At 63.7% G+C, this 24,563-nt stretch carries 21 protein-coding genes; 13 read left to right on the top strand and 8 right to left on the bottom strand.

Going from position 1 to position 24,563, the window contains the following annotated elements:
• Positions 1-25 precede the first annotated feature (25 nt).
• From O7A70_RS27335 to O7A70_RS27325, 3 genes are all read right to left on the bottom strand, one after another.
• Positions 26-1,051 (bottom strand): transporter, encoded by a 1,026-nt coding sequence (locus tag O7A70_RS27335; RefSeq protein ID WP_337143130.1) that lies wholly within the window; start codon positions 1,049-1,051, stop codon positions 26-28.
• 93 nt (positions 1,052-1,144) lie between these two features.
• Positions 1,145-2,755 (bottom strand): inorganic phosphate transporter, encoded by a 1,611-nt coding sequence (locus O7A70_RS27330; protein WP_337143129.1) that lies wholly within the window; start codon positions 2,753-2,755, stop codon positions 1,145-1,147.
• A gap of 106 nt (positions 2,756-2,861) precedes the next feature.
• On the bottom strand, positions 2,862-4,076 hold the full coding sequence (locus O7A70_RS27325) for an ROK family transcriptional regulator (RefSeq protein ID WP_337143128.1): 1,215 nt from the start codon (positions 4,074-4,076) through the stop codon (positions 2,862-2,864).
• Between the two features lie 218 nt (positions 4,077-4,294).
• Here O7A70_RS27325 and O7A70_RS27320 point away from each other — a divergent pair, with 218 nt between their 5' ends.
• The 6 genes from O7A70_RS27320 (at position 4,295) to O7A70_RS27295 (ending at position 10,372) form a co-directional block, all read left to right on the top strand.
• Positions 4,295-5,533 carry an extracellular solute-binding protein gene (locus O7A70_RS27320; protein WP_027141950.1) on the top strand — a complete coding sequence of 413 codons (1,239 nt, stop codon included), beginning with the start codon at positions 4,295-4,297 and terminating at the stop codon, positions 5,531-5,533.
• Between the two features lie 80 nt (positions 5,534-5,613).
• Positions 5,614-6,498 carry a carbohydrate ABC transporter permease gene (locus tag O7A70_RS27315; RefSeq protein ID WP_337143127.1) on the top strand — a complete coding sequence of 295 codons (885 nt, stop codon included), beginning with the start codon at positions 5,614-5,616 and terminating at the stop codon, positions 6,496-6,498.
• Positions 6,498-7,343, top strand: a complete 846-nt coding sequence (locus O7A70_RS27310) for a carbohydrate ABC transporter permease (protein WP_337143126.1) — start codon at positions 6,498-6,500, stop codon at positions 7,341-7,343. Before O7A70_RS27315 ends, O7A70_RS27310 begins: the two co-directional genes overlap by 1 nt.
• Positions 7,340-8,362 (top strand): SIS domain-containing protein, encoded by a 1,023-nt coding sequence (locus O7A70_RS27305; protein ID WP_337143125.1) that lies wholly within the window; start codon positions 7,340-7,342, stop codon positions 8,360-8,362. Before O7A70_RS27310 ends, O7A70_RS27305 begins: the two co-directional genes overlap by 4 nt.
• Complete coding sequence (locus tag O7A70_RS27300) at positions 8,362-9,300, top strand: PfkB family carbohydrate kinase (RefSeq protein WP_337143124.1); 939 nt, start codon at positions 8,362-8,364, stop codon at positions 9,298-9,300. The genes O7A70_RS27305 and O7A70_RS27300 overlap by 1 nt, the downstream gene beginning before the upstream one ends.
• Positions 9,287-10,372, top strand: coding sequence for an ABC transporter ATP-binding protein (locus tag O7A70_RS27295; protein ID WP_337143123.1), 1,086 nt, complete (start codon positions 9,287-9,289; stop codon positions 10,370-10,372). Before O7A70_RS27300 ends, O7A70_RS27295 begins: the two co-directional genes overlap by 14 nt.
• Before the next feature lie 35 nt (positions 10,373-10,407).
• On the opposite strand, the gene O7A70_RS27290 is transcribed toward O7A70_RS27295, so the two are convergent.
• Positions 10,408-10,941, bottom strand: coding sequence for a TetR/AcrR family transcriptional regulator (locus O7A70_RS27290; RefSeq protein ID WP_337143122.1), 534 nt, complete (start codon positions 10,939-10,941; stop codon positions 10,408-10,410).
• Positions 10,942-11,087: 146 nt separating this feature from the next.
• Here O7A70_RS27290 and O7A70_RS27285 point away from each other — a divergent pair, with 146 nt between their 5' ends.
• Both O7A70_RS27285 and O7A70_RS27280 read left to right on the top strand, forming a co-directional pair.
• Positions 11,088-12,431 carry an efflux RND transporter periplasmic adaptor subunit gene (locus tag O7A70_RS27285; RefSeq protein ID WP_027141943.1) on the top strand — a complete coding sequence of 448 codons (1,344 nt, stop codon included), beginning with the start codon at positions 11,088-11,090 and terminating at the stop codon, positions 12,429-12,431.
• Positions 12,428-15,511: an efflux RND transporter permease subunit gene (locus O7A70_RS27280; protein WP_337143121.1), complete on the top strand. Its 3,084-nt coding sequence runs from the start codon at positions 12,428-12,430 to the stop codon at positions 15,509-15,511. The genes O7A70_RS27285 and O7A70_RS27280 overlap by 4 nt, the downstream gene beginning before the upstream one ends.
• A gap of 105 nt (positions 15,512-15,616) precedes the next feature.
• On the opposite strand, the gene O7A70_RS27275 is transcribed toward O7A70_RS27280, so the two are convergent.
• Complete coding sequence (locus O7A70_RS27275) at positions 15,617-16,072, bottom strand: L,D-transpeptidase (RefSeq protein WP_337143120.1); 456 nt, start codon at positions 16,070-16,072, stop codon at positions 15,617-15,619.
• Between the two features lie 341 nt (positions 16,073-16,413).
• Between O7A70_RS27275 and O7A70_RS27270 the strand changes: the two genes are divergently transcribed.
• Positions 16,414-16,746: a hypothetical protein gene (locus O7A70_RS27270; RefSeq protein ID WP_337143119.1), complete on the top strand. Its 333-nt coding sequence runs from the start codon at positions 16,414-16,416 to the stop codon at positions 16,744-16,746.
• Between the two features lie 41 nt (positions 16,747-16,787).
• Positions 16,788-16,955 carry a hypothetical protein gene (locus tag O7A70_RS27265; RefSeq protein WP_337143118.1) on the top strand — a complete coding sequence of 56 codons (168 nt, stop codon included), beginning with the start codon at positions 16,788-16,790 and terminating at the stop codon, positions 16,953-16,955.
• Between the two features lie 72 nt (positions 16,956-17,027).
• Here O7A70_RS27265 and O7A70_RS27260 read toward each other — a convergent pair whose 3' ends face one another.
• Positions 17,028-17,729 (bottom strand): response regulator transcription factor, encoded by a 702-nt coding sequence (locus tag O7A70_RS27260; protein WP_337143117.1) that lies wholly within the window; start codon positions 17,727-17,729, stop codon positions 17,028-17,030.
• A 45-nt stretch (positions 17,730-17,774) separates the two neighbouring features.
• Here O7A70_RS27260 and O7A70_RS27255 point away from each other — a divergent pair, with 45 nt between their 5' ends.
• A complete protein-coding gene (locus O7A70_RS27255; RefSeq protein ID WP_337105791.1) occupies positions 17,775-18,548 on the top strand; it encodes a response regulator transcription factor in 774 nt (257 codons plus the stop codon).
• Between the two features lie 79 nt (positions 18,549-18,627).
• The gene (locus tag O7A70_RS27250; RefSeq protein WP_337143116.1) at positions 18,628-20,715 is read left to right on the top strand and encodes a PAS domain S-box protein; all 2,088 of its coding nucleotides are present in this window, start codon (positions 18,628-18,630) and stop codon (positions 20,713-20,715) included.
• A gap of 131 nt (positions 20,716-20,846) precedes the next feature.
• Here O7A70_RS27250 and O7A70_RS27245 read toward each other — a convergent pair whose 3' ends face one another.
• Positions 20,847-21,254: a hypothetical protein gene (locus O7A70_RS27245; protein ID WP_337143141.1), complete on the bottom strand. Its 408-nt coding sequence runs from the start codon at positions 21,252-21,254 to the stop codon at positions 20,847-20,849.
• A gap of 457 nt (positions 21,255-21,711) precedes the next feature.
• Between O7A70_RS27245 and O7A70_RS27240 the strand changes: the two genes are divergently transcribed.
• Entirely contained in the window at positions 21,712-22,914 is a 1,203-nt protein-coding gene (locus O7A70_RS27240; RefSeq protein ID WP_337143115.1) for an aromatic ring-hydroxylating oxygenase subunit alpha, read from the top strand.
• Positions 22,915-22,959: 45 nt separating this feature from the next.
• On the opposite strand, the gene O7A70_RS27235 is transcribed toward O7A70_RS27240, so the two are convergent.
• Positions 22,960-24,378 carry an aminotransferase gene (locus O7A70_RS27235; RefSeq protein WP_337143114.1) on the bottom strand — a complete coding sequence of 473 codons (1,419 nt, stop codon included), beginning with the start codon at positions 24,376-24,378 and terminating at the stop codon, positions 22,960-22,962.
• Positions 24,379-24,563: the final 185 nt, after the last annotated feature.

Raw genomic sequence — 24,563 nt, 5'->3', positions numbered from 1 at the left:
CCTGGCTCGGAACACTGAGCCGGGCTCAGAATCTGAGATTGGCGCCGGCTCTCAGCAAGAGCCAATAGAACAGGCCGGTCGCCCCCGCGGCGATCAACAGCGCCAGCTCGAAGCCGCCCGGTGTTTGCGTGAGCGGCAGCCCGGCGGTGTTCATGCCGAACATGCCGACGATCAGCGAGCCCGGCAAAAGCAGCGCGCTCATCACCGCCAGTGCCTTCAGGCTGCGGTTGGATTCGTCCGCGAGCTCGGCGGCGACTTCCTCCTGCAGCAGCCGCGCCCGATCGTTGACCATGACGACCTCCCGGTCGAGCCGTTCAAGACGAGTGGTGAGCCGGCGCAACGTCTCGTGTGCGCCTTCCGATAATTTCCAGTCCGAGCGGTCCTCGTCCTGGAAAAGTGCCGCCAGCGCCGAGATCGGGCGATGCAGGGAGACCGCGAGACGGCGCACATCCTTCAGCCTCTGCCTTTCGTCGGCAAGCCGCTCGGTCACCAGATGATCCTCCACCTCATCGAGCCGCTTGGTGGCGGCCGCGAGCCGCAGGCTGGTGCTGCCGCAGAAGGCCAGCACGATCGCCTCGAAGAGTTCGAAGGCGGTGGCGGGCCGCAGCCCCGCGGCCAGCGCCTCGTGCACCTCCTCGACCGCTGCCAGCGAATGGCGGCGGCCGGTTACCAGCAGCCGCTCCGAGACCGCGAAGCGCAACCTGCCGATGGTGGTCGACTGACGCGCGATTTCGCTGTGCAGGTCGGCGGAAATGCCGTGGACGACACCATCCTCATGCGCCAACGCGGGGCTATCTTCATGGCCTTCGAGGATCGCATGCGCCGAGGCCGGCAAGGCGCAGGCGTGGCTGACCCAGGAATGGGCGCGCTGGTCGACGAGATCGACATGCAGCCAGACCCAGCCTTCCGGCATCGCCAGTGCGGCATCGATATCGCGCGGAGCAAGTGCCACAGCGGGTTTGCCTGGCAAGCCGCGATAGGCCCAGACCAGCCCGGGCGCCGGATGCTGGTCGTCGACGGCAAGCAAGGCCAGATGCGATGCGTCGTTCATAATTGCCGTCCGAGATTACAGCCAACATAACGTTGGAAAACGAGACGGCGCCAATTTGGCGCCGTCGGTACTGTCGTCGCTTACGTCGCCCGCTCAGAACACCTGGCGGAAGACGATGAACAGCACAAAGGCTAGCGTGATCGAGCAAGGCAAGGTCAGCACCCAGGCGAGCAGCAGATTGCGCACCGTCGACCATTGCAGGCCCGAGCCGTTCGCCGCCATCGTGCCGGCAACGCCGGATGACAGCACATGGGTCGTCGACACCGGCAGACCCAGACGGTCGGCCATGCCGATGGTGACCATCGCGACGAGTTCGGCGGCAGCACCCTGGCCATAGGTCAAGTGGCTCTTGCCGATCTTCTCGCCGACCGTGACGACGATGCGTTTCCAGCCGACCATGGTGCCGAGGCCAAGCGCCAGTGCCACCGCGACCTTCACCCAGATCGGGATGAACTTCGTCGCGTTATCGACGGCCTTGTGATAATCGGTGACCGCCTTGAGATCGGCGGCCTCCATCGGCAGCAACTTCTTCTTGTCGATCAGTTTCAGCGCCTCGCCGATCAGATAGATGTCGTTGCGGGCGTTGCTCACCAGATCTGTTGGCACGGTATCGACCGAAGCATAGGGCTGCAGCTCGGCCGTCGTGTTGTGGATATAGCTCTGCAGCGCGACGGTCGTCTTGTCGCTCCAGGTCCGGGTGCGCACGGCATCCTGCACGGCTGCCTTGGCATCCTTCGCATCGGCGACGGTGACACCGGGCTTCACATATTTGCCCAGCGCGGTCTCCACGCTGACCGAAGCCGATTTGTAGGCTTCGAGATAGTTGATGTCAGGCGTGCGGTTCAGCGCATAGGCCGTCGGCACCACGCCGATCAGGATCAGCATGATCAGGCCCATGCCTTTTTGTCCGTCATTGGAGCCATGCGCGAAGCTGACGCCGGTGCAGGTGAAGATCAGCAGCGCGCGGATCCACCAGGGTGGCGGGGCATTGCCTTTCGGCGCCTCGTAGAGCGCCGGATTGCGGACGAGAAGCTTCATCGCGTAGAGCAGGATGGCGGCGGCGAAGAAGCCGATGATCGGCGACACCAGCAAGGTCACGCCGACATTGGTGGCCTGCGACCAGTCGACGCCGCTGGTGGCGCTGCCGGCAGGTGCCATGAACTGGTTGGCAAGGCCGACGCCGATGATCGAGCCGACCATGGTGTGCGAGCTCGACGCCGGCAGGCCGAGGAACCAGGTGCCGAGGTTCCACAGGATCGCGGCCACCAGCAGTGCGAACACCATGGCAAAGCCGGAGGAGGAACCGACCTGCAGGATCAGCTCGACCGGCAGCAGCGACAGGATGCCGAAGGCGACCGCTCCGCTGGAGGTGAGAACGCCGAGGAAATTGAAGGCGCCCGACCACATGACGGCGAATTCCGCCGGCAGCGAGCGCGTGTAGATGACGGTCGCCACCGCATTGGCGGTGTCATGGAAACCGTTGACGAATTCGAAGCCGAGCGCGATCAGCAAGGCGATGCCGAGCAGGATCCACGGCACCGTCTTGGCCACCGCCAGGTCCTGGCTCAGCGCGTAGCCGACATAGACCACGCCAACCAGCACCAGCACACCGAAGACCGGGAGGAACCACTTCGCGCCGCCTGAACTATCCAGCGGATGATCCGGCCTCGGAATGCCCGCCTCACTAGAAACTATGTCCACCATGTCCCACTCCTTTTGCATTGCAGCAAAGAACTGGAAAAGACGCTATGTCCGGACGATGAACCCTGTGTGACGCCGGGAGAGGCTCTGCCTCGACGCACGGTGTCCTTCAAGCGGGACCGGAGCGTGTCTTCAGGATCGCCGAGAACAGCGGATCGAAGGCACGGCTGATCGGCGCCGCGGCCGCGCCAAGCGCGATCGACCAGGGATCGGTGGTGCCGAGTTGCAGGCGCGGCAAGGTCCGGCCTGGCCTGTCGGCGATCGACGGCAGCAGCGGATGCATCGCCTCGACGAGCCGGCGCGCCAGCGCTTCCGGCGCGCCGCTGGTCAGGATCACTGTCTGCGGATCGAAGATGGTTTCGATCAGATGCACGCTCCAGCGCAGGTCATGGGCCGCCCCGTCGATCCAGGCCATGATCTTCACGTCACCCGCCGCGGCCAGCGCGCCGATCTTTTCGTAGAGGTCCTCGTCGGCTGGATCGAGACCAAGATGCTGGTAAAGCGAGGCCAGCGACGCGCGATGTTCGAGCGGTGTCGAGCCGGGACCAGCCGGCGACAGCAAGGCCATGCCGATTTCGCCTGCATTGCCATGACCACCGCTGTACAGTTCGCCGTTCAGGATCAGTCCGGCGCCGATGCCATAGCCGACATAGAGACACACCGCGTGATCGACGCCATGCGCGGCACCCACGATGCGCTCGGCCGTCGCGCAGGCCGCGGCATCGTTCTGCAGGCCGACATTCAGTCCAGTGCCTTTGGCCAGCGTGTCCAGCAGCGGAAACTTCTGCCAGGCCGGCATCATCCATTTGTCGTCCGAATTCTTCAGGCCGAACGGGCCGGGCATGGCGACGCCAAGACCGACGAGGCGTTTTTCCGACTGCGAGGAGATGCCGGACAGCTCGCGCCGGACACCATCGATCAGGTCCAGGATCACCTCGACGCCCCTTGACGGCTCATCGAAAGGCAGGTTCGCCTCGGCGCGCGCCAGCACGCTGCCCATCAGGTCGACCGCGACCGCCCGCGTCATGTGACGGTCGATCTGCAGGCCGATGGCGAAAGCGCCTTCAGGAACCAGCCTGTAGGGGGTCGACGGCTGGCCCCGGCCCCTGCGCACCGCCTTGAGCGCGACGACCAGGCCATCGCTTTCCAGGTCCTCGATGATGTTGGAGACCGCCTGCTTGGTGAGCTGCGTCGCTCGCGCGAGGTCGGCCCGCGACAGCGCGCCATTGAGACGCAGCGCCTCGATCATGACGCGGCGATTGTGCGCGCTTGTGCCTTCCTGGTTGGTGCCGCTCTTGGCGCGGATCTGGCTGATGTCGTCCATCGGCGTTTCCCTCTTGACTCCATTAGGATATTGATCGACTAATTAAGTCAAGCGAATTGACTTAATGTAAACCGAGCGCCCAAAAACAAGATGGCCAAGGCCTCCGCCTGTCGCCACTGGTCAGCCGGGTAACCATCAGGTCACGCGACACGGATCCGGGAAGACGATGCCGATTGCCTGGCAGCGCCGGCCCGTCAACGCTGCAATGGGAGAAGAAAATGCTTAGGACGATCACCAAGACACTGGTCGGCGCGGTTTTTGCCGGAGGACTGCTCGTCCCCCACGCCTTCGCCGAGACGACGCTCAACGCGCTCTTCATGGCGCAGGCCGCCTACAGCGAGGCCGACGTGCGCGCCATGACGGATGCCTTCACCAAGGCCAATCCCGACGTCAAGATCAATCTCGAATTCGTTCCCTATGAGGGCCTGCACGACAAGACCGTGCTCGCTCAAGGGTCGGGCGGCGGCTACGATGTCGTCCTATTCGATGTCATCTGGCCGGCCGAATACGCCACCAACAAGGTGCTGGTCGATGTGTCTTCGAAGATCACCGACGACATGAAGAAGGGCGTGCTGCCCGGCGCCTGGACCACCGTCCAGTATGACGGCAAGTATTACGGCATGCCGTGGATCCTCGACACCAAGTACCTGTTCTACAACAAGGACATCCTGGAGAAAGCCGGCATCAAGACCCCGCCGAAGACCTGGGAAGAGCTCGGCGCACAGGCCAAGATCATCCAGGACAAGGGCTTGCTGAAGACCCCGATCGCCTGGAGCTGGTCGCAGGCCGAAGCCGCGATCTGCGACTACACCACGCTGGTCAGCGCCTATGGCGGCGACTTCCTCAAGGACGGCAAGCCGGACTTCCAGAATGGCGGCGGCCTGCTGGCGCTGAAGTACATGGTAGACAGCTACAAGTCGGGTCTCACCAATCCCAATTCCAAGGAATTCCTGGAAGAGGACGTTCGCAAGGTCTTCGAAAATGGCGATGCCGCCTTCGCGCTGAATTGGACCTATATGTACAACATGGCCAACGACCCGAAGGACTCGAAAGTGGCCGGCAAGGTCGGCGTCGTGCCGGCGCCGGGCGTTGCCGGCACCAGCGAAGTGTCGGCCGTCAACGGCTCGATGGGCCTCGGCGTCACCGCGGTCTCCAAACATCCGGACGAGGCCTGGAAGTACATCACCTTCATGACCTCGCAGGCAACGCAGAACCAGTACGCCAAACTCTCGCTGCCGATCTGGGGCTCGTCCTATGACGACCCGGCCGTCACCAAGGGCCAGGAGGAACTGATCGCCGCCGCCAAGCTTGGCCTGGCCGCCATGTATCCGCGCCCGACCACGCCGAAATACCAGGAGTTGTCGACCGCCCTGCAGCAGGCAATCCAGGAATCGCTGCTCGGCACGGCCTCGCCGGAAGATGCCCTGAAGACCGCCGCGCAGAACAGCGGCCTCTGACTTCCACCCATTGCGGGCGGGCGGCCTTGTGCCGCCCGTGCTATTTCTGAAATCGTGTTGAATTGAGAGAGGCTGCTCCGATGTCGAGCACCTGGATGACAACCCGCGCCTGGCTGCTGATGCTGCCGCTGCTCGTGGTCATGGTCGCCGTCATCGGCTGGCCGCTGGTCGATACGGTCGGGCTCTCCTTTACCGATGCCAGGCTGGTTGGCACGGCCGGCAGTTTCGTCGGTGTCGACAATTACACCAACATGCTGTCGAGCTCGAATTTCTCGCGTACGCTGGTGACCACGACATTGTTCGCGGTCATTTCGGTCGCCGCCGAAATGGTGATCGGCGTCCTCGCCGCCCTTCTCCTCAACCAGGAATTTCGCGGCCGCGCCATCCTGCGCGCCCTCATGATCCTGCCGTGGGCGCTGCCGACGGTAGTCAACGCCACGCTGTGGCGGCTGATCTACAATCCCGAATATGGCGCGCTCAACGCCGCGCTGACGCAACTGCATCTCATCGACGCCTATCGGTCCTGGCTCGGCGAGCCGGGCACGGCGCTGGCTGCCCTCATCGTCGCCGATTGCTGGAAGAACTTTCCGCTGGTGGCGCTGATCGCGCTCGCCGCCCTGCAGGCGGTACCACGCGACATCACTGCGGCCTCGCTCGTCGACGGCGCGGGACCGTTCAATCGCTTCCGTTTCGTCATCCTGCCCTATCTCGCAGGCCCGCTGATGGTGGCGCTGGTGCTGCGCACCATCGAGGCTTTCAAGGTCTTCGACATCATCTGGGTGATGACCCGCGGCGGGCCGGCAAACACCACGCGAACACTGTCGATCCTCGTTTACCAGGAAGCGTTCTCCTTCCAGCGTGCCGGCTCGGGCGCGTCGCTGGCGCTGATCGTCACCTTGCTCGTCACGCTGCTCGCCGTCGCCTATGCGGCCCTGGTGAGGAAGACCGCAGGGAGTGCCGCCTGATGGAACGCAAGAGCCCCGTTTTCACCATCTTCATCCATGCCTGCGCGCTGCTGCTCGCCGCGATCATCCTTGCGCCCATCGCCTGGCTATTCATCATGAGCATTTCGCCGGCCGCCGATCTTGCCGCCAAGCCGCTGCGCTGGTGGCCGCAGGCAGCCGATTTCTCCCGCTACCAGCTATTGCTGTCGACGGCTGAAAACAGCGCCGGCGCCGCCTTCACCTCTTCGCTGCGCAACAGTCTCGAGATCGCCGGCATGGCGACGCTGGCGGCACTCGCCTTGGCCATTCCCGCCGGCTGGGCGGTGTCGCGCACGCCCGCGATCGGCTGGTCGCTGTCGATGGTCATCGCCACCTACATGCTGCCGCCGGTGGCGCTGGCCGTGCCGCTCTATATGGGCCTGTCGCATTTCGGCCTGCTCAACAATGTCTTCGGTCTGGCTTTGGTATATCTCACCATCCTGGCGCCCTTCACCACCTGGCTGATGAAATCCGGTTTCGATTCCATCCCGCGTGAGATCGAGGCGGCGGCGATGATCGACGGCGCCGGCCTGTTCCAGACACTGCGCATCATCACGTTGCCGCTGGCGGCACCGGTGATGGCGACATCGGCGCTTTTCGCCGTGCTGCTGGCCTGGGACGAATTTTTCTATGCGCTGCTGTTCACCTCAGACCAGCGCGCCAAGACCTTGACCGTCGCCATCGCCGATTTGGCCGGCGGCCGTGTTTCCGACTACGGATTGATCGCCACGGCCGGCGTGCTGGCCGCCCTACCGCCGGTGTTGATCGGCCTTGTCATGCAGCGGGCGCTGATCTCGGGCCTGACCAGCGGCGGTGTGAAAGGATGACCATGACTGCAACAGGAATTCGGCCGGCCGGACTGGTCGCCATCGATCGCGAAATGCAGCGCCAGCATGCGGATGCGCGCGCTTCATTCGAGCAAAACACCGCCATGGCGCTAAAGGTCGCCGCCTCGATCAGGAAGACCGGACGCCTGCTCCTGCTTGGCATGGGCGGCTCGCATGCGGTGGGGCGTGCCGTTGAGCCGCTCTATCGCACGCTGGGCATCGATGCGCTGGCGCTGCCGCTGTCCGAACAGCTCGGCCAGCCATTGCCGCTCGCAGGCCGCACAGTGATCGTGACCTCGCAATCCGGCGAGAGCGCCGAGGTCGTCAGATGGTTTTCGCAGGCCGGCGGCAGCTCGGATAGTTTCGGCCTGACGCTCGAAGGCGGTTCATTTCTCGCCCGCACTGCGCCTTGCCTGGTCGGCGCTGGTGGCACTGAGCTGGCTTTCGCCGCGACCCGCAGCCTGACCGTGACCCTGGCCCTGCATATGGCCATCCTGGCTGCTCTGGGTGAGGATCCGGCCGCCGCGCTTGCTGTGCTCGAGGCTCCGCAGGATTGCGACATCGCCCCCGCACTCGTCGCGCTTGGCAAGGTGGACACGATCGTCACCTCCGGTCGCCGCCTGCAAGGCGTGGCCGAAGCCCTGGCGCTTGGGCTGACCGAACTGTCGCGGCTCCCCTGCTTTTCGCTAGAAGGCGGCCAGTTGCGGCACGGGCCGATGGAGATGCTCGGCCCCCAGATCGGCCTCGTCCTGTTTCGTGGTGACGACCCGACGTCGGACCTTGTCACCGCCATGGCCCTTTCAGTGGTCGAGGCCGGCGCGCCGCTGGTCATCTTCGACGCGTCCGGGCAACCGCCTGTCGCCGGCGCCGTCACGCTCTCGTTCAGATCAGCATCGGGGATGGCCACTGTCTTCGCCATGCTACCGGTGGCGCAGCGCCTGATGATCGCCTTCGCCGACAGCCGTGTCGACAATGCCGGCACGCCCGTGCGCACAACCAAGATCACCAGGAGCGAGTGATGCGTCCGCTAGCGGTGATCGGTAACGTCAATGTCGACCTGATTGTCGGCCCGATCGCGCCATGGCCGAAGGCGGGAACCGAGACCGTCGTCGACCATGACGAATTGCGGGTCGGCGGCCAGGCCGGCAACACCGGGCTTGCCTGGCAAGCGCTGGGCGTCGATTTCGCGATTGCCGCCAATGTCGGTGACGACCAGTTTGGCCGCTGGCTTCGCGAAGCGTTTGGATTTCGCGCCGAGAAATGGGCGGTCCGTCCCGAAGGTACGACCTTGTCGGTCGGCATGACCCATCCCGATGGCGAACGAACTTTCTTGACCACGCGCGGCCACCTGCCCCGCTTCAGCCTCGGCGACGTCTTGTCCGTTCTCGACGGCGGCGCGCTTTCCGGTGGCTATGCACTGCTCTCCGGCTCCTTCCTGACCGAGGACCTCACGCGTGACTATGAAGCTTTCTTCGACTGGACCGACAGCCACGGCATATCAGTGGCGCTCGACACTGGCTGGCCGATCGATGGCTGGACCGAGGCCAATTGCGCCGCGACAAGGGCGTGGCTCTCGCGCTGCGCGCTGGCGTTGTTCAACGAAGTCGAGACGGTGACCCTGGCGGGATTGCCAGGTCCTGAGGAAGCGGCGCGTGAAATCCGATCCAGCATGAGGCAAGGTGCGACCTTTGTGGCCAAGCGCGGGCCGCGTGGCGCCATCGCCATCGGCCCGGACAATACGCTTGTCGAAGCCGTCGCGCCCGATGTCCGTGTCGTCGACACGATCGGGGCCGGCGACGTCTTCAATGCCGCCTTCCTGGCCGCATTGGCGCAGGAACAGCCGCTGTCCGCCTGCCTCCGCGCCGCGACGCATGTCGCCTCGTGCGCCATTTCCACCTTGCCCCGCAACTATGGCGGGCCGATGCAGTTCGAGGGTCCCATGCATGAGCGCGCTTGAAATCCGCGGCATCCGCAAGAGCTATGGCAGTGTCGAAACGCTGAAAGGCATCGACATCGCGCTGCAGAGCGGTGAATTCCTGGTGCTGCTCGGCTCATCCGGCTGCGGAAAATCGACGCTTCTCAACATCATCGCGGGACTGGCCGAAGCCACGAGCGGCGACGTGCTGATCGGCGGCCGCTCGATACTCGGCGTACACCCCAAGAACCGCGATATAGCCATGGTTTTCCAGTCCTATGCGCTCTATCCGAACCTGACCGTGCGCCGCAACATCGGCTTCGGACTGGAGATGCGCGGCGTCGCGGCCGACGAGCGTGACAGGGCGGTGAACGAAGCGGCAAGGCTGCTGCAGATCGAAGCTCTGCTCGACCGCAAGCCGAGCCAGCTGTCCGGCGGCCAACGCCAGCGCGTCGCCATCGGCCGGGCGCTGGTACGCAAGCCGCAGGTCTTCCTCTTCGACGAGCCGTTGTCCAACCTCGACGCCAAGCTGCGCCTGGAAATGCGCACCGAGTTGAAGCGCCTGCACCAGATGCTGCAGACCACCGTCGTCTATGTCACCCACGACCAGATCGAGGCGATGACGCTGGCCAGCCGCATTGCTGTCATGCGCGACGGCAGGATCGAGCAGCTCGGCACCCCGGAAGAAATCTACAACGACCCGGCAACACTCTATGTCGCCGGCTTCGTCGGCGCGCCGTCGATGAATATGCTTCAGGCCACCATTGCCGGCGGCAGGCTGGCCATTGCCGGGTCCGATGTACGGATCCCTTTGCCCGCACGCTATGCGAATGCGGCTCGTGAGGGCGCACAAATGGTCGTCGGCATCAGGCCGGAAGCGCTTCGTGTGGCGACCGGAGCCGCCACGGACCTGTCATTGCCGGTGGAGATCGAGGTGGTCGAACTGACTGGCCCTGAACTGGTCACCACGGCCCGGATCGGCGCGCAGCGGCTGACGGCTTGCTTGCCGCCGCGAGCCCAGCTCGCCAAAGGCGAAAAGCACAACCTCACCTTCGACGAGGCCGCGCTTCGCTTGTTCGACCCCTCGACAGGCAAGGCCTTGCCGGCGATTTGAAATCACAGCGTCGTCCTGCGCCCGCGCGGGCAGGCCTATTTGGCGATCTCGAGAAGTGACGATACCAAGAGTTGGCGCTCGTCCTTCGACAGCACGTCGGAATCGAACAGGTTCATGCTGCGCAGTCCTTCGATGGCGAGATAGCAGACCAGCAGCGATCTGAGGTCCGGCGCCTCGCCCTTCAGGCGCTCGAAAAGCTGCCGCTTGAATGTCTTTATCGGCGTCATGAAATCGGGATCCTCGGCGATCGCCGAAAAAATCCAGGATGCCGACGGCTGCTTTTCCTCGCAATCCTCGGCTGACAGTCTGATATAGACGGCGAGGGGATTTTTGCCGTTGTCGTTGCTGTTCGCGGTTTCCAGCGCTTGCTCGAAATCGTGCAGATAGTCTTCGACGAGGCCCTGCATCAATTTGGCCTTGGTCGGGAAATTGTAGAGCAGCCCACCCTTCGACACGCCGGCGCGGCTGGCGACGGCATCGAGCGACAGGCTGCCAGGCCCGGATTCCCGGGCAACATCAGCCGCCGCGGCGAGAATCTTCTCGCGCGAGTTCGGTCTTTGGGCTCTCATGGCGCCTCCCATCGCAAGCTTAGGCCCAATTGACAAGACCGTCCAGACGGTACAGTAAGACCGCCACCATTTGAAATCGGGACCCGCAGTCGGTATGTGTCCCGATGTCCGTGCTTTGCGCCGGATTTTCGACTGAGGGGACTTCCTTGTTCAAGCGCATACTCCGTGTCTTTATCATTATTGTGGTTCTTGCCGTGCTCGTCATTGTGGTCGGCGGCATCGTCGGCTTCAACTTCCTGCGCGACAACGGCATCAAGCAGTATTTCGCCACCATGAAGCCGCCGGCGGCGACCGTGTCGACGACCATCGTCAAGCCGTCGAGCTGGACGCCGGGTGTCGAGGCGATCGGTACGGTGCGGGCCGTGCGCGGTGTCGACCTGACGGTCGAGACCGCCGGCATCGTCAAGCAAATCCCTTTCCATGCCAACCAGAAGGTGGCGGCCAATGCGGTGCTGCTGCAACTCGACGACGCCGTCGAGCGCGCCGATCTCGATGCTCAGAAGGCGCAGGCGGCGCTCGATCAGACCACGCTGACCCGCGCCATCGAACTGACAAAGCGTGGTGTCGGCTCCGACTCGACGCTGGACACCGCGCGTGCGGCGGCGTCCGCTTCGGCATCCCAGGTCACCAGGCTGCAGGCCGTGCTCGACCAGAAGCAGCTTACCGCGCCTTTCAACGGCACCGTCGGCATTCCGAAGATCGATCTCGGCCAGTACCTGTCACCTGGCACCTCGGTGGTGACGCTCCAGGATCTCGACACGATGCGGGTCGACTTTTCAGTGCCCGAACAGCAACTCCCGCTGCTCAAGATCGGCCAGACCGTTCGGCTCGGCCTTGGTGGCGACGACAAGCCATTTGCCGGCGCCATTCGCGGCATCGACCCCAAGATCGACCCCTCCAGCCGGCTGGTGAACATCCGGGCGGAAGTCGCCAATCCCGAAGGGAAGTTGACCCCAGGCCAGTTCGTGCAGGTGCGCGTCGAACTGCCCGCGGAGCAGAACGTGCTCTCCCTGCCGCAGACGGCGCTGACCACCAGCCTCTATGGCGACTACATATTCGTGGTGCAACCGGCGAAACCCGCCGGGGCGCCCCCGGCGCAGCCAGCCAAGCCGGGCGAAAAGCCAGCCGCTGCGGCCACCGACAAGCAGGCGGACGCCAAGCCTGCGGACGCAATGAAGCCGGCGGCCGATGCCACCAAGCCGGCGGACGCCAAGCCAGCGGACAAGGCTGCTTCCGATGCCGCCAAGCCAGCAGCGGCCGATCCGGCCAAGCCGGCGGCCGAAGGTGAGAAGCCCACGCTGGTGCTGTCGCAGGTCTTCGTCAAGCCCGGCCGCCGCAATCAAGGCATGGTCGAGATCGTCGAAGGGCTCAAGGCCGGCGACGAGGTCGTCACCGCGGGTCAGAACCGCCTCTTCAACGGCATGACCGTCAACGTCGACAACACCATCGACCCGACCAAATCGGCAAACAAGCAGGCCGACCAGCAATGAGCTTTTCCGATCTCTTCATCCGCCGGCCGGTCCTTTCGACCGTCCTTGCCTGCATGATCCTGCTGCTCGGTTTCCAGGGCATCTTCAACCTGTCTATCCGGCAGTATCCGAAGGTCGACGAAACTGCGATCACCATCACGACGGCCTATCCGGGCGCCAGCGCCGACCTGATTCAGGGCTTCATTTCAGCCCCGATCGCGCGCGCCGTCGCCTCGACCGAGAACATCGACTACGTCACCTCGTCCAGCCGGCCGTCCTCCAGCACCGTGACGGTGCAGATGAAGCTCGGTTCCAATCCCGACGTGGCGCTGACCGAAGTGCTGTCCAAGGTCCAGGGCGTGCGCGGCACCTTGCCGGACGCCTCCAAGGACCCGGTCATCGTCAAGGGTACGGGTCAGCAGTTCGCGATGATGTACATCTCGATGCAGAATCCGAACATGACCAAGGAGCAGCTGACCGAATATATCGAGCGCGTCATCAGGCCCCGCATGTCGACGGTCGAAGGCGTCGCCGACGTGCAGATCTTCGGCGCCCAGGAATATTCGATGCGCGTCTGGATCGACCCGGTCAGGCTTGCAGCGCGCGGCGTGACGGCGGCCGAAGTGCTGACGGCGATCAACAATTCCAACTTCCTGTCGGCGCCCGGCAACACCCAGAACGAATATGTCGTCTCGTCGATCACCGTGCGCTCGACGCTGCAGACACCGCAGGCCTTCGCCGAGCTGCCATTGCGCTCGACCGACGGCAATGTCGTGCGCCTGCGCGACGTGGCCCGTGTCGAACTCGGCGCCGAGAACACCGACACCAGGGTCTCCTTCAACGGCAAGCCCGGGACCTTCCTCGCCATCTTCCCGACCCCGGCAGCCAATCCGCTGACCACCGCGGCGGCGCTCACCAAGCTCGTCCCGCAGATCCAGGAGACGCTGCCCAAAGGCATGACGATCGAGGTCGTCTACGACGCGACCGGGCAGATCAGCGCCTCGATCGAAGAAGTGTTCAAGACCATCGGCGAGGCGGTCGCCATCGTCGTCGTCGTCATCCTCCTGTTCCTCGGTTCGTTCCGCTCGGTGATGATGCCGATCATCACCATTCCGCTGTCGTTGATCGGCGTCTGCTTCCTTTTGTTCGCGGTGGGCTATTCGATCAACCTTCTGTCGCTGCTGGCCATGGTGCTGGCGATCGGCCTTGTCGTCGACGACGCCATCGTGGTGGTGGAAAACATCCATCGCCACATGGAAGAAGACCACATGCCGCCCATGCAGGCGGCCTTCAGCGGCATGCGCGAGATCGCGTCGGCCATCGTCGCCATGACGATGACGCTGGCCGCCGTGTTCGCGCCGCTGGCTTTCACCGGCGGCCTGACCGGCGCCCTGTTCCGCGAATTCGCGGTGACGCTCGCCGGATCGGTGGTGCTGTCTGGCGTCATTGCCATCACCATCACGCCGATGATGTCGGCGCGTCTCCTGAAGCCCGGCAATGCCGGCCGTTTCCAGCGTATCGTCGACGGCACCTTCTCGCGCGTCGAGCACGTCTATGAGCGCGCCGTCACCGGGTCTTTGAACTATCGTCCGCTGACGCTGCTCATCGTGCTGGCGCTTGTTGGCGTGACCGGCTTCATGTTCACCAAGACCTCGACGGAACTGGCGCCGGAAGAAGATCAGGGCTTCCTGCTCTCGCTGGTGACGGGGCCGCGCTATGCTACCTCCGATTACACCGAGACCTACGTCAACCAGATCCTGGGCCTGGTGAGGGATATTCCCGAAACCCGGGCGCAGTTCTCGGCCGTCGCGTTCGGCGGCACGACCAACAGCGCCTTCGTCGGTTTTGCCTTCAAGGATTGGGCGGAGCGGAAGCGCAATTCGAAGGAGCTGCAGGCCGACATCACGGCTCGTATCGCCAAGGTGGCGGGTGTCCAGGCGTTTGTCTTCGCACCGCCGACGCTGCCGGGCTCCGGCGGCGGCTTGCCGATATCCATGGTGGTGCGCTCGACCGGGGATTCCGCTCAGGTCTACGAGGAAGCCGAGAAGATCAAGAACAAGGCGCAGGCGTCGGGCCGCTTCATCGTCGTGCAGAATTCGATGGCCTATGACGCGCCGCAGGTGACGGTGACCATCGACCGCGACCGCGCCGCCGCGCTCAACCTGCCGATCGCCGATATCGGCCGGACGCTGACGCTGCTGGTCGGCGGCGCCGAAGTGGCGCAGTTCGACCGCGACTCCAACAGCTATGACATCATCCCGCAGGTGCCGCAGGAATTCCGCGACAACCCCGAAAAGCTCGGCGAGTATTTCGTGCGCAGTGTGACGGGCGAGATGGTGCCGCTATCAGCCGTGGTGAAGATTTCGAACAATGCGTCGCCAGCGGCAATCGAGCAGTTCAACCAGCTGAATTCATCGACGATCTCGGCGCTGCCGCTGCCCGGCGTCACCACGGGCGACGGTTTGAAAGTCCTCGAGGACGTTGCCAGGGAGAGCCTGCCCGACACCTTCTTCATCGACTATTCCGGCCAATCCCGGCAGGAGAAGGAGCAGGGCAACACGATCCTGATCGCTTTCGGCGCGGCCGTCATCGTCATCTACCTGGTGCTGGCGGCGCAGTTTGAAAGCTTCCGCGATCCGCTGATCATCATGATGGCGGTGCCACTGTCGATCTTCGGCGCGATCGTGCCGCTCAATCTGGGCCTCGGCACGCTCAACATCTATACGCAGGTCGGCCTGATCACGCTGATCGGCCTGATCACCAAGCACGGCATCCTGCTGGTCGAATTCGCCAACCAGCAGCGCGAACTGCATGGCATGAGGCGGCGAGACGCCATCATCGCCTCGGCCAAGGTGCGCCTGCGGCCGATCCTGATGACGACGGCCGCGATGGCGCTGGGCGTGGTGCCGCTGATCGTTTCCAGCGGCGCCGGCGCCGCGGCCCGCTATTCGATGGGCCTGGTCATCTTCACCGGCATCCTGGTCGGCACCATGTTCACGCTGTTCGTCGTGCCCATGTTCTACACCTTCATCGCCAGCAAGGACCTGCCGCATCTGGCGGAAAAGCCGGATCCAAAGCTGATGCCGGCGCTGCCGAGCTGAAGCACAAGGCGCAAGAAACAAAAAGAGGCCGGAGAAATCCCGGCCTCTTTTTTTGGCGGTCGCTCCAGCAACTCCGGCACATGGCCGAATGCGGCAACCTGCCTGCTACTTGACGATGACGATGCTGGTGTTGGCCGGCCCGAAGGTCTCGACGAGCTGGTAGAAATCGGCGGCATTGTCCGGGTGCAGCCGCACGCAGCCATGCGAGGCCGGCTGGCCGAGGCGCTTGATGGCATAGGTGGCGTGAACCGCGTAGCCGCCGCTGAAAAAGACCGAATGCGGCATCGGCGCGTTGTCGTACTTCTTCGAATACCACATCTCATGCATGCGCGTCGGCTTGAACGAGCCAGTCGGCGTGACATGCGCCCTGTCGCCGGTGGAAACCTTCCAGGCGAAAGTCGGCCGGCCGTCGACCGAGACTTCCATGACCTGCTGCGACAGCGAAACGCGCGCCACGATGCTGTTGGCGGCGTGGGCGGCGTGGGCGCCGAACAGAAGCGCACTGCCCACGAGCGCCGCGGCGGTGATGTTGATGAGCTTTGCGGAAATGGTGGTGTGCATGATGTCCCCTCTCTCTGCCGGCCCGGCCGGCTCCAATTCGATGAGCGGCTTATCCCTGCGGCATGTTTCGGACAGATTTCGCGAAATGCTCGTTTGTGTTTCGAATTTGTTTCCCCTGGTTAACAGGCCAAACCCCGCATTCTCGGCACTGCCCACCCCAAACGCGGGATCAAGAATGAAGTACATCGGTATTCACCCCGAAACGAAAGTTCGAACCATTCATATGAAAGAGCTCAGGTCGATTTCGAAACCAAACTGCAACAAAGCGCGGATTCTGGCGGCATGATGCAGATACGCACCGGAGGCAAAAGTTGACGTAACGAAAGCAGACGGCAACGACCATGGGAACGAAAACGAACACGCGGTCCTGGCTCTTCAGGATCAGCATCGCGGCGGCGGCCATCGGCGGCGTCGGCACCATTGCCGGCGGCCCCATGGCGAAGCTGGCGACGATGAGTTCGAGTGAGATTTCGACCCTGCACGTCGCCCTGTTTTGCGCCACGGTCTGGATCGTTTCCAGCCTGCGCATCGCCCGGTTGAAGGCCCTCTGGCGGGTTGGCCTTCGGCTGCTGGCATTGCGCGGCCCCTCCGGCAACTTGCTGCCGAGAGGACCGAAGGCCCGCGCCGCGACGGGGGGCTCCGTGGGCGGCGCGGGCACTTCGGGAGTTTCCTGAAGCGACCCGCGACACAGTCATCTTTTTGGGGAATTCCGATCATGAAAACTAAGTTTGCAGCTTCCGTGCTTTCCGCACTGCTCTATGCGCAGGGCCTGCTCGGCTTTGCCGCACTCGCCAGCGTGCTCCTCAAGGAGCGCGCTCACGCAAGCGAGTTCGCCGCCGGCGGCGACACGGCTTCGGGCCCGTCATTGCTGGTGGTGCGCTGAACCTCTCGGGCGTCGGCTGCGGAAATGGCAAGTCCGATGCTCATCCGGGGACCCAGCTGGAAAAGACAGCCGTCAGTCGGCGAATTGCCGTGGCGGATCGAACCTGTAGCCGGCGCCGCGTATGGTGGTGATGGTCTCGGTGTCGAGCTTGCGGCGCAGCCGCACGATACGCGAGTCGATCGAGCGATCGAAGGCGTCGGCATTCTCGGCCGGTGCGGCGGCGATAATGTCGTCACGCGTCAGCACCTTGCGCGGGCTCGCCAGGAACAGCCTGAGCAGCGCCACCTGGCCGGGCGAGAGCTGCTCCTGCGTACCGGAGCGATGCATGACGATCGCCGATTTCAGATCGACGGTCGCGTTCTCCAGCACGATCAGTTCCTGGGTGCCCCTGCCGCGCCGCGAAAGCAGGCCGCCGACACGCGCGGCGAGTTCCCTGACATTGAGCGGACTTTCGACGACGTCGGCGGCGCCAAGCTCGAGCGCCAGCACCTTGTCGAGGAGATCGGCCGGCCGGCATATCAGGATGAAATCCGGTCCATGCTCGCCACCCCCACTTTGGCCGCCATAACGCCTGAGCAGATCCCGCCCTTCCGCCTGGCTAACGCTGTCCCCGACGACGACGACATCGATGCCGATGCCCGCCAGCAGCGATTCCGCCTCCCAGGGCTGCCGCGCCTGACGCACGTCATGGCCGCGCCGCTCAAGATGGTCGGCAAGCTCGGTCGCCACGACTTCGGCGACGGAAACAAGCGCGATGACGGCTCGTGCGGCCATGTTTTCCAACCGTTCCCTGGCAACCGGATATGAGTACTGGACATCATGTTTATACCCAATCTACTTTCCACTGAAAGTGGGAGCGAGAGTATCGTGCGGGCAAGAATTGTCATCGTCGAGGACGAGCCCGACCTGAGGGACGCGGTCGCCGAATATCTCGGCGCCGCCGGCTATGATGTGGCGACCGCGGAAACCGCGGCCGCCGCGCGCAGCCTGGTCGAGACGCAGCCCTTCCATCTGGCCATCCTCGACATCGCAATGCCGGGCGAGGATGGCCTGTCGCTCGGCCGCTGGCTGCGCTCGAAAATGCCCATCGGCATCATCTATGCGACCGCCGCCGGCACCGCGCTCGACCGCATCGTCGGGCTGGAACTCGGCGCCGACGACTATATCGTCAAGCCGTATGAACTGCGCGAAGTGCTGGCCAGGGTGCGCAGCGTGCTGCGCCGTGTCCCGCAGCCGACGGAGCCGCAGGACAGGAAAGCCAGGACCGACCGCCGTTCCGTCGCTTTCGGCCCCTTCCAGGCCGATCTCGACGGCAGGCTGGTCACCGGTGCCAACGGCACGGTGATCGACATGGCCAAGAGCGAGTTCGACGTGCTGGAGGTTTTCCTGACCCGCGCCAACCGGCTGCTGACCAGGGCCGCGATCTCCGAGGCGATCGGCTTCACCGAGGATCCGGAATCATCGCGAGCCGTCGACATCCGCATCATGCGGCTGCGCAAGAAGATCGAGACTGATCCGGCCAACCCGAAATTCCTGCGCACGGTGCGCGGCGAAGGCTATATCTTCTCGCTGCCGACCGGTGACGGCAACTAAGCGTCAAACCCACAGGGTTTCCGCTCCGCAGCCGTTGCCAGCCGATTGAATCGACGTGACTCTGGAATGACGGCTGACAATGACGGGCGAGACGGCAAGCACGGATGTGCAGGGTTTCAGGCAAGGCGCGGCGATGGCGGCCGTGCGTGTCGTGCGCCGGCTGCGCGAAGCCGGCGACTGGCAGCGCGAAATGGACGGCATACTGGAAACGCTGTGTAATGCCATGGAGTGCCAGCGCGGTATCCTGTTCCGCCTGCGCGAATTGCCCGGCCAAGGTTTCGCCCAGTCGGTCGCCGCCTACTGGATCGACCCCGATTTCGGCGGCGAACTGGCCTCACCGACCGTCATCATGCAGTCGATCGTCAATTCGGATCCGCTGCTGGAGCGGCTGGCCGAGGATGAGCGGCAGGGCAAGGTCTTCGCCGGGCACACGCGCGATCTCGAAGGGTTTCTCAGGGCCGATTTCGAAAAGCAGAACATCAAGTCGTTCCTGTCGGTATCCGTCTTCGCGCACGGCCATCTGTGGGGCACGCTCGCCGTCAATGATTGCGTCGAGGAGCGTGAATGGACCGACGAGGAAGAGGCGACGCTGCACATCATCGCGCTCGCCATCGGCGACGCCATCGAACACTCCCCCTCCGATGCCCATGCCAGCGAGGTGATCCGCCGCACCATGCTGCAAGCCTCACTCGACGCCATCATCGTCATCGACGAGGCAGGATCGATCATCGAATTCAATCCGGCCGCGGAAAAGATGTTCGGCTTCCAGCGCAGCGATATCCTCGGCAAGGATCTGCTCGACACCGTCGTTCCGGAATACTACCGCAAGGGTTATGCCTCGGGCGCCGACTACATGTCCGGCCGCGGCGCGCCGATGGTCGGCCAGCGGCTCGAGACGGTGACGCAGAATGCCGCCGGCGAGGTCTTCCCGATCGAGCTGACGGCGACCGAGATGCGGGTCGCCGACCGCCGGCTTATCTTCGGCTCCATCCGCGACCTGCGCGAGAGGCTGCGCGCCGAGGAGGAGATCAACCGGCAGCGCGAGAAGCTGCACCAGAACGAGAAGATGGCGGCGATGGGCTCGCTGCTCGCGGGCGTTTCGCACGAGCTCAACAACCCGCTGGCGGTGGTGGTCGCGCAATCGACGCTGCTGCATGAATTCGCCTCGGACCCGCAGACCAAGGTCCGTGCCGAAAAAGTGCGCGCCGCAGCCGAACGATGCGGGCGCATCGTCAAGAGCTTCCTGTCGATGGTCCGCCTCCATCCGGCGGCGCAGACCGAGACCGATCTCAACCAGGTGATCCGCGCCGCTCTCGAGGTGACCGCCTACGGGGCGCGCTCGAGCGGCATCATCATCGATACCGATTTCGCGCCGGGTCCCCTGCTGGCCATGGCCGACGCCGACCACGTGACGCAGGTGGCGGCCAATTTCCTCATCAACAGCCAGCATGCCCTGGCTGGCATCGCCGGCGACCGGCTGATCAAGGTGCGGAGCTTCCGTAGCGACCGGGGCAATCCGGGCTTCTCGGTCGAGGACAACGGGCCCGGCATTCCCGAGGCCATCCGTTCGCGCATTTTCGAATCCTATTTCACCACCAAGCCGGTCGGCGTCGGCACCGGTATCGGCCTGTCGATTTCGAAATCCATCATCGAGCGGCACAATGGCAATGTCTGGTTCGAGGAAGTACAGCCGAGAGGCGCGCGTTTCGTCGTCCAGTTGCCGGCTATTTCGACAGGCATCGCCGCCGCTGGCGAAAGCCAGCCACGATCGAGCGGCCTGCGCCATGCCCTGATCATCGATGACGAACCTGACGTCGCCGGCTCCTTGTCCGACATTCTCGAATTGATGGGCATCAAGTCGCGGATCGCGCCGGTCTGGGAATCGAGCGCCGCCACCTTGAGCGGCCACATGCCGCCGGACATCGTCTTTTCGGATCTGCGCATGCCCGGCACATCAGGCATTTCGATCTATCGCGAACTGCTCGCCGAGCGGCCCGACCTGGCGCGGCGCTTCGTGCTGGTCACCGGCGACCTCATCGGCGCAAAGGCGGAAATCGAAGCCTTGCCGGCGCAGCAGCGGCCACAGATCCTCGAAAAGCCGTTCAGCACGCTGGATGTGCGCAGCGTGCTTTCGACCATCGCCGAGCAGGCCGTGTCGAAAGCATAAAAAAGAGGCCCCCGGCCGACATCGCGGCGGGAGCCGAAGGGAGCGCTGGAGGACGCTCGGGGAGATCAGGGCATGATCCCCAAACGGGAACCGGTTTTCGGGATCATGCCAGGCAAATCCAGAGACAGAAATCAGAAGATGTTGGGCGTGCTGGTCAGCGGCGCGGCGTTCGCGATCATGCGGATCGCGCGGGCCTTGTGCGTTCCGGACTGCTCGGCAATGGCGCGCAGGCAATCCGCGCTCTCGGCGCCCCAGGCCTGCCCCTTGCAGGCGAAATCGACGGCGGGCATCGGCAGGCGGGCGGTCGTGGTCGTGGTCGGCGCACCTTCGACGATGTTGGCGGGCGGATTCAACGAAGCGAAGGCTGGGCCGACCGTCGGCGTGAACGCCATGCCGGCGAAGGCGCAAGCAGCCAGCGCCATGAACATTGCCATCGGGTGGTCGCTGGTACGCTGGCGAAGCGCCAGCTTCGGGCGGCGGTCAGTGCGCTCTGGAGCCTGAAAGCGGTTGCTGCTGGTGATCTGGACTTTCGCATGCATCATCGTCCCCTTCGTTGATTTTCTTTTTGTGATAAAGCGAATTTAATCGCGCCTTGTAACGACGGAAAGGTGACGAGAGCCCGGCAATGTAACCGGATTGAAACGTTAATGCGGGCAGAAACGGTCAAAATCGGTCATCGACTATTTTGATCCGGGATAGCGGGTTGCCCAGCGTCCCCGCTAGTGGCCGACGCGAACGGCAGGGCTTTTCTTGCCAGCGGGGTACCTTGTCGGAGGGCGCGATTTGAAGCGTGAACCGGCGACGGGTGGAGGTTATGGAACTCTGGCTAACACGCGGATTTTCCGGGGTTTTCAGAGACCGCAGCGGAGCACAATTCCGTTGGAACCGGGGCTGACATTTTCGCCCCTAGACCTGAGCATTTCCACAAACCATTGCATTTCAACGCAAAATATGGTTATATTGAATGCATATTCAATAAAGAGAAGAGACGTTTTCATGAACCCGCACCTCCGTGACGTGGCAATCCCGAACGATTGGGACCGGCGGGGATTGCCGGGCTGGAGTTACCATTCCACCGCCCTTCTCGAACTGGAGAAGGAGCATGTCTTCCGCAATCATTGGCAGATCGCCGGGCATGTCTGCGACATACCCAATGCCGGCGACTACCTCACGATGGATGTCATTGGCGAGCGCGCTCTGATCGTGCGCGGCAAGGACGGCGTCGTGCGCGGCTTCAACAACATGTGCCGCCACCGCGGCAGCCGCGTCGTGGCCGACAGCCAGGGCAATTGCAAGAACGCGCTGGTCTGCCCGTTCCATGGCTGGGTCTATAATCTTGACGGTACGCTGCGCGGCGCCGCCCGCCCGCGCTCCTTCCCCGACCTCGACAAGACCGAGTTCGGCTTGATGCCGCTCGATCTCGAAATCTGGATGGGCTTCATCTTCATCCGCTTCCGCAATGGCGGGCCACAGGCTTCCGTCGCCGAGTTGTTGAAGCCGATCGAACCCGAATTCGCGCATTACAATGCCGCCGACATGGTGCCCTCCTGGGGCATCTGGACCCAGAAAACACCGGTCAACTGGAAGTCGGTTCGCGACGTCGACAATGAAGGCTATCACGTCGCCATGGCGCATCCGGCCCTGCAGGATCTCTACGGCGCCACCTATTTCGACGAACCTTTCGTCAACGGCGTCTCGCGCTCCTTCGCCACCTATAACCCGCATGCCGGCCGCCGCTGGAGCGTCAGGAACTACGTCAAGATCGCGCCGGAGCCGACGCATCTGCCGGACCACCTCAGGAAGGCCTGGGTCTATTACGGCATCTTCCCGAACGCCGTCCTGTCGGTGATGCCGGAATCGGTGCAATTCTATCAGGAGTTCCCGCTGTCGACGGGTGAGACGCTGCTGCGTGGCGCCATCTATCGCTACCGCGACGAAAGTCGCGAGCAGGCCGCCGCCCGCTACCTCTCCTTCCGCATTGATCGCGACACCATGTCGGAAGATGTGCAGCTTTCGGTCTGGTCGAACGAATCCATGCTGTCCGAGTCCTTCGAGGGTTTTTACTTCTCCGACCTCGAATATGGGGTGCGCACCCACCACGACCATCTGCGCAAGCAGCTTCCGGTGCTCGGCCTGGAAACAGCGCCGGAAGAAAAGGACATGTGGAACCTGAACGATGCGCTGAGATCGCAAGGGTAGCCGCGCAAGCCGCGAAGCTCTCCCCCACAAGAGGGAGATTGGCTATCACCCCCGCCAGACACCCTCTTTCCTGAGATCGTCCATGGTGCGCGAAATGCCTTCGCGCAGGATGCCGACCATGTCGTCGATCTGCTCGCGCGTGATGATGAGCGGCGGCGACATCACGCACATGTTGATCAGTGGCCGCACCAGCAGGCCAAGCTCATGGCAGTGGGCGTCGATGCGTTTTCCGACATTCTTGTCGAGTTGCAGCGGATCCTTGCTTTCGCGGTCGGCGACGCATTCGACACAACCCATCAGCCCCACGCCGCGCACTTCGCCGACCAGCGGCAGCTCTTCCAGCGTCTTCAGCTGCGCCTGGAAATAGGGGGCGACCGCCTGCGCGTGGGCAAGCACGCTTTCCTCCAGCAGGTCGAGGTTCTTCAAGGCCACCGCGCAGCCGACGGGATGGCTGGTGTAGGTCAGCCCGTGGCCGAACATCGCGTCGGGATGGTTCGAGCGGCGCAGCTCTTCCAGCAGCCGTTCCGAGATGATGACGCCGCCCAGCGGGAAATAGCCTGAGGTGACGCCCTTGGCAAAGGTGATCATGTCGGGGTCGATGCCGAAGACGTCGCCGGAGGCAAAGACATGGCCAAGCCGGCCGAAGCCCGTCACCACCTCGTCGGAAACATAGAGAATGTCGTTGTCACGGCAGATCTCGCGGATGCGCTTGAGATAGCCGTCGGGCGGCACGACGACGCCGCCGGACGCCTGCACCGGTTCGCCGACGAACGCGCCTATTCTGTCGGCTCCGACGCGCGCGACCGTGTCGCGGAACTGGTCGACGAGGAAATCGGTGAAGGCGGCAATGCTGATGCCTTGCGGACGCCGGAACGGGTCGGGCGAGGAGAGCTTGACCACCAGCTCGTCGGCGCCGTCCATCCAGTCGCGATCGCGCGGGCGGCCATTGAGCGAGGCCGAAAGATAGGTCGAGCCATGGTAGGCGCCGCCACGGCTCAGGATCAGCTTCTTTTCCGGCCGGCCACGTACATTGTTGTAGAACTGCATGAAGCGCAACGCCGTCTCGACCGCGGATGAGCCGCCCGTGGTGTAGAAGACATGGCTGAGGTCGCCTGGGGCATGGCCGGCGATACGTTTGGCAAGCTCCGCCGATGGCGCGTTCATCGTGTACCAGGGCGTGTTGTAGGACAGCGCCATCGCCTGGTCGTACATCACCCTGGCGAGTTCTTCGCGACGATGGCCGACATTGACGCACCACATGCCGGCCGGGCCGTCGATGAGCCGCTTGCCGGTGTTGTCGGTGATATAGATGCCATCGCCCTCGCCGATCAGCGCACGCGCCTCCGAACCGACGGAACCGGCATAAGGCCAGGGTTGGATGAGATGACGCTTGGCCAGCTCGACTGCATCGTCGTCGCCAGGGCCAGCCGTTTCGCCTGCCTTCAGATCTCTCACCGCCGCCATCATCGCCTCCACATCACCGAATTCTCCCGGGCATCAATCCGGTTCGCTATGGCCGAAATCATCGCTCCGCTCACACGATTTTGAATGTCCGTTCAATCAACATTGCAGAAATGGCGCTTGATTTCAATCCGCGGATGCGCGCATGATGAAAGAAAGCCGGCAAGGGGAACAAAAGCCGGCACCAG

The sequence above is a fragment of the Mesorhizobium sp. Cs1299R1N1 genome (assembly GCF_037179655.1).
Lineage (GTDB): Bacteria > Pseudomonadota > Alphaproteobacteria > Rhizobiales > Rhizobiaceae > Mesorhizobium > Mesorhizobium salmacidum.
This window is presented reverse-complemented; position numbering and strand designations above follow the sequence as displayed.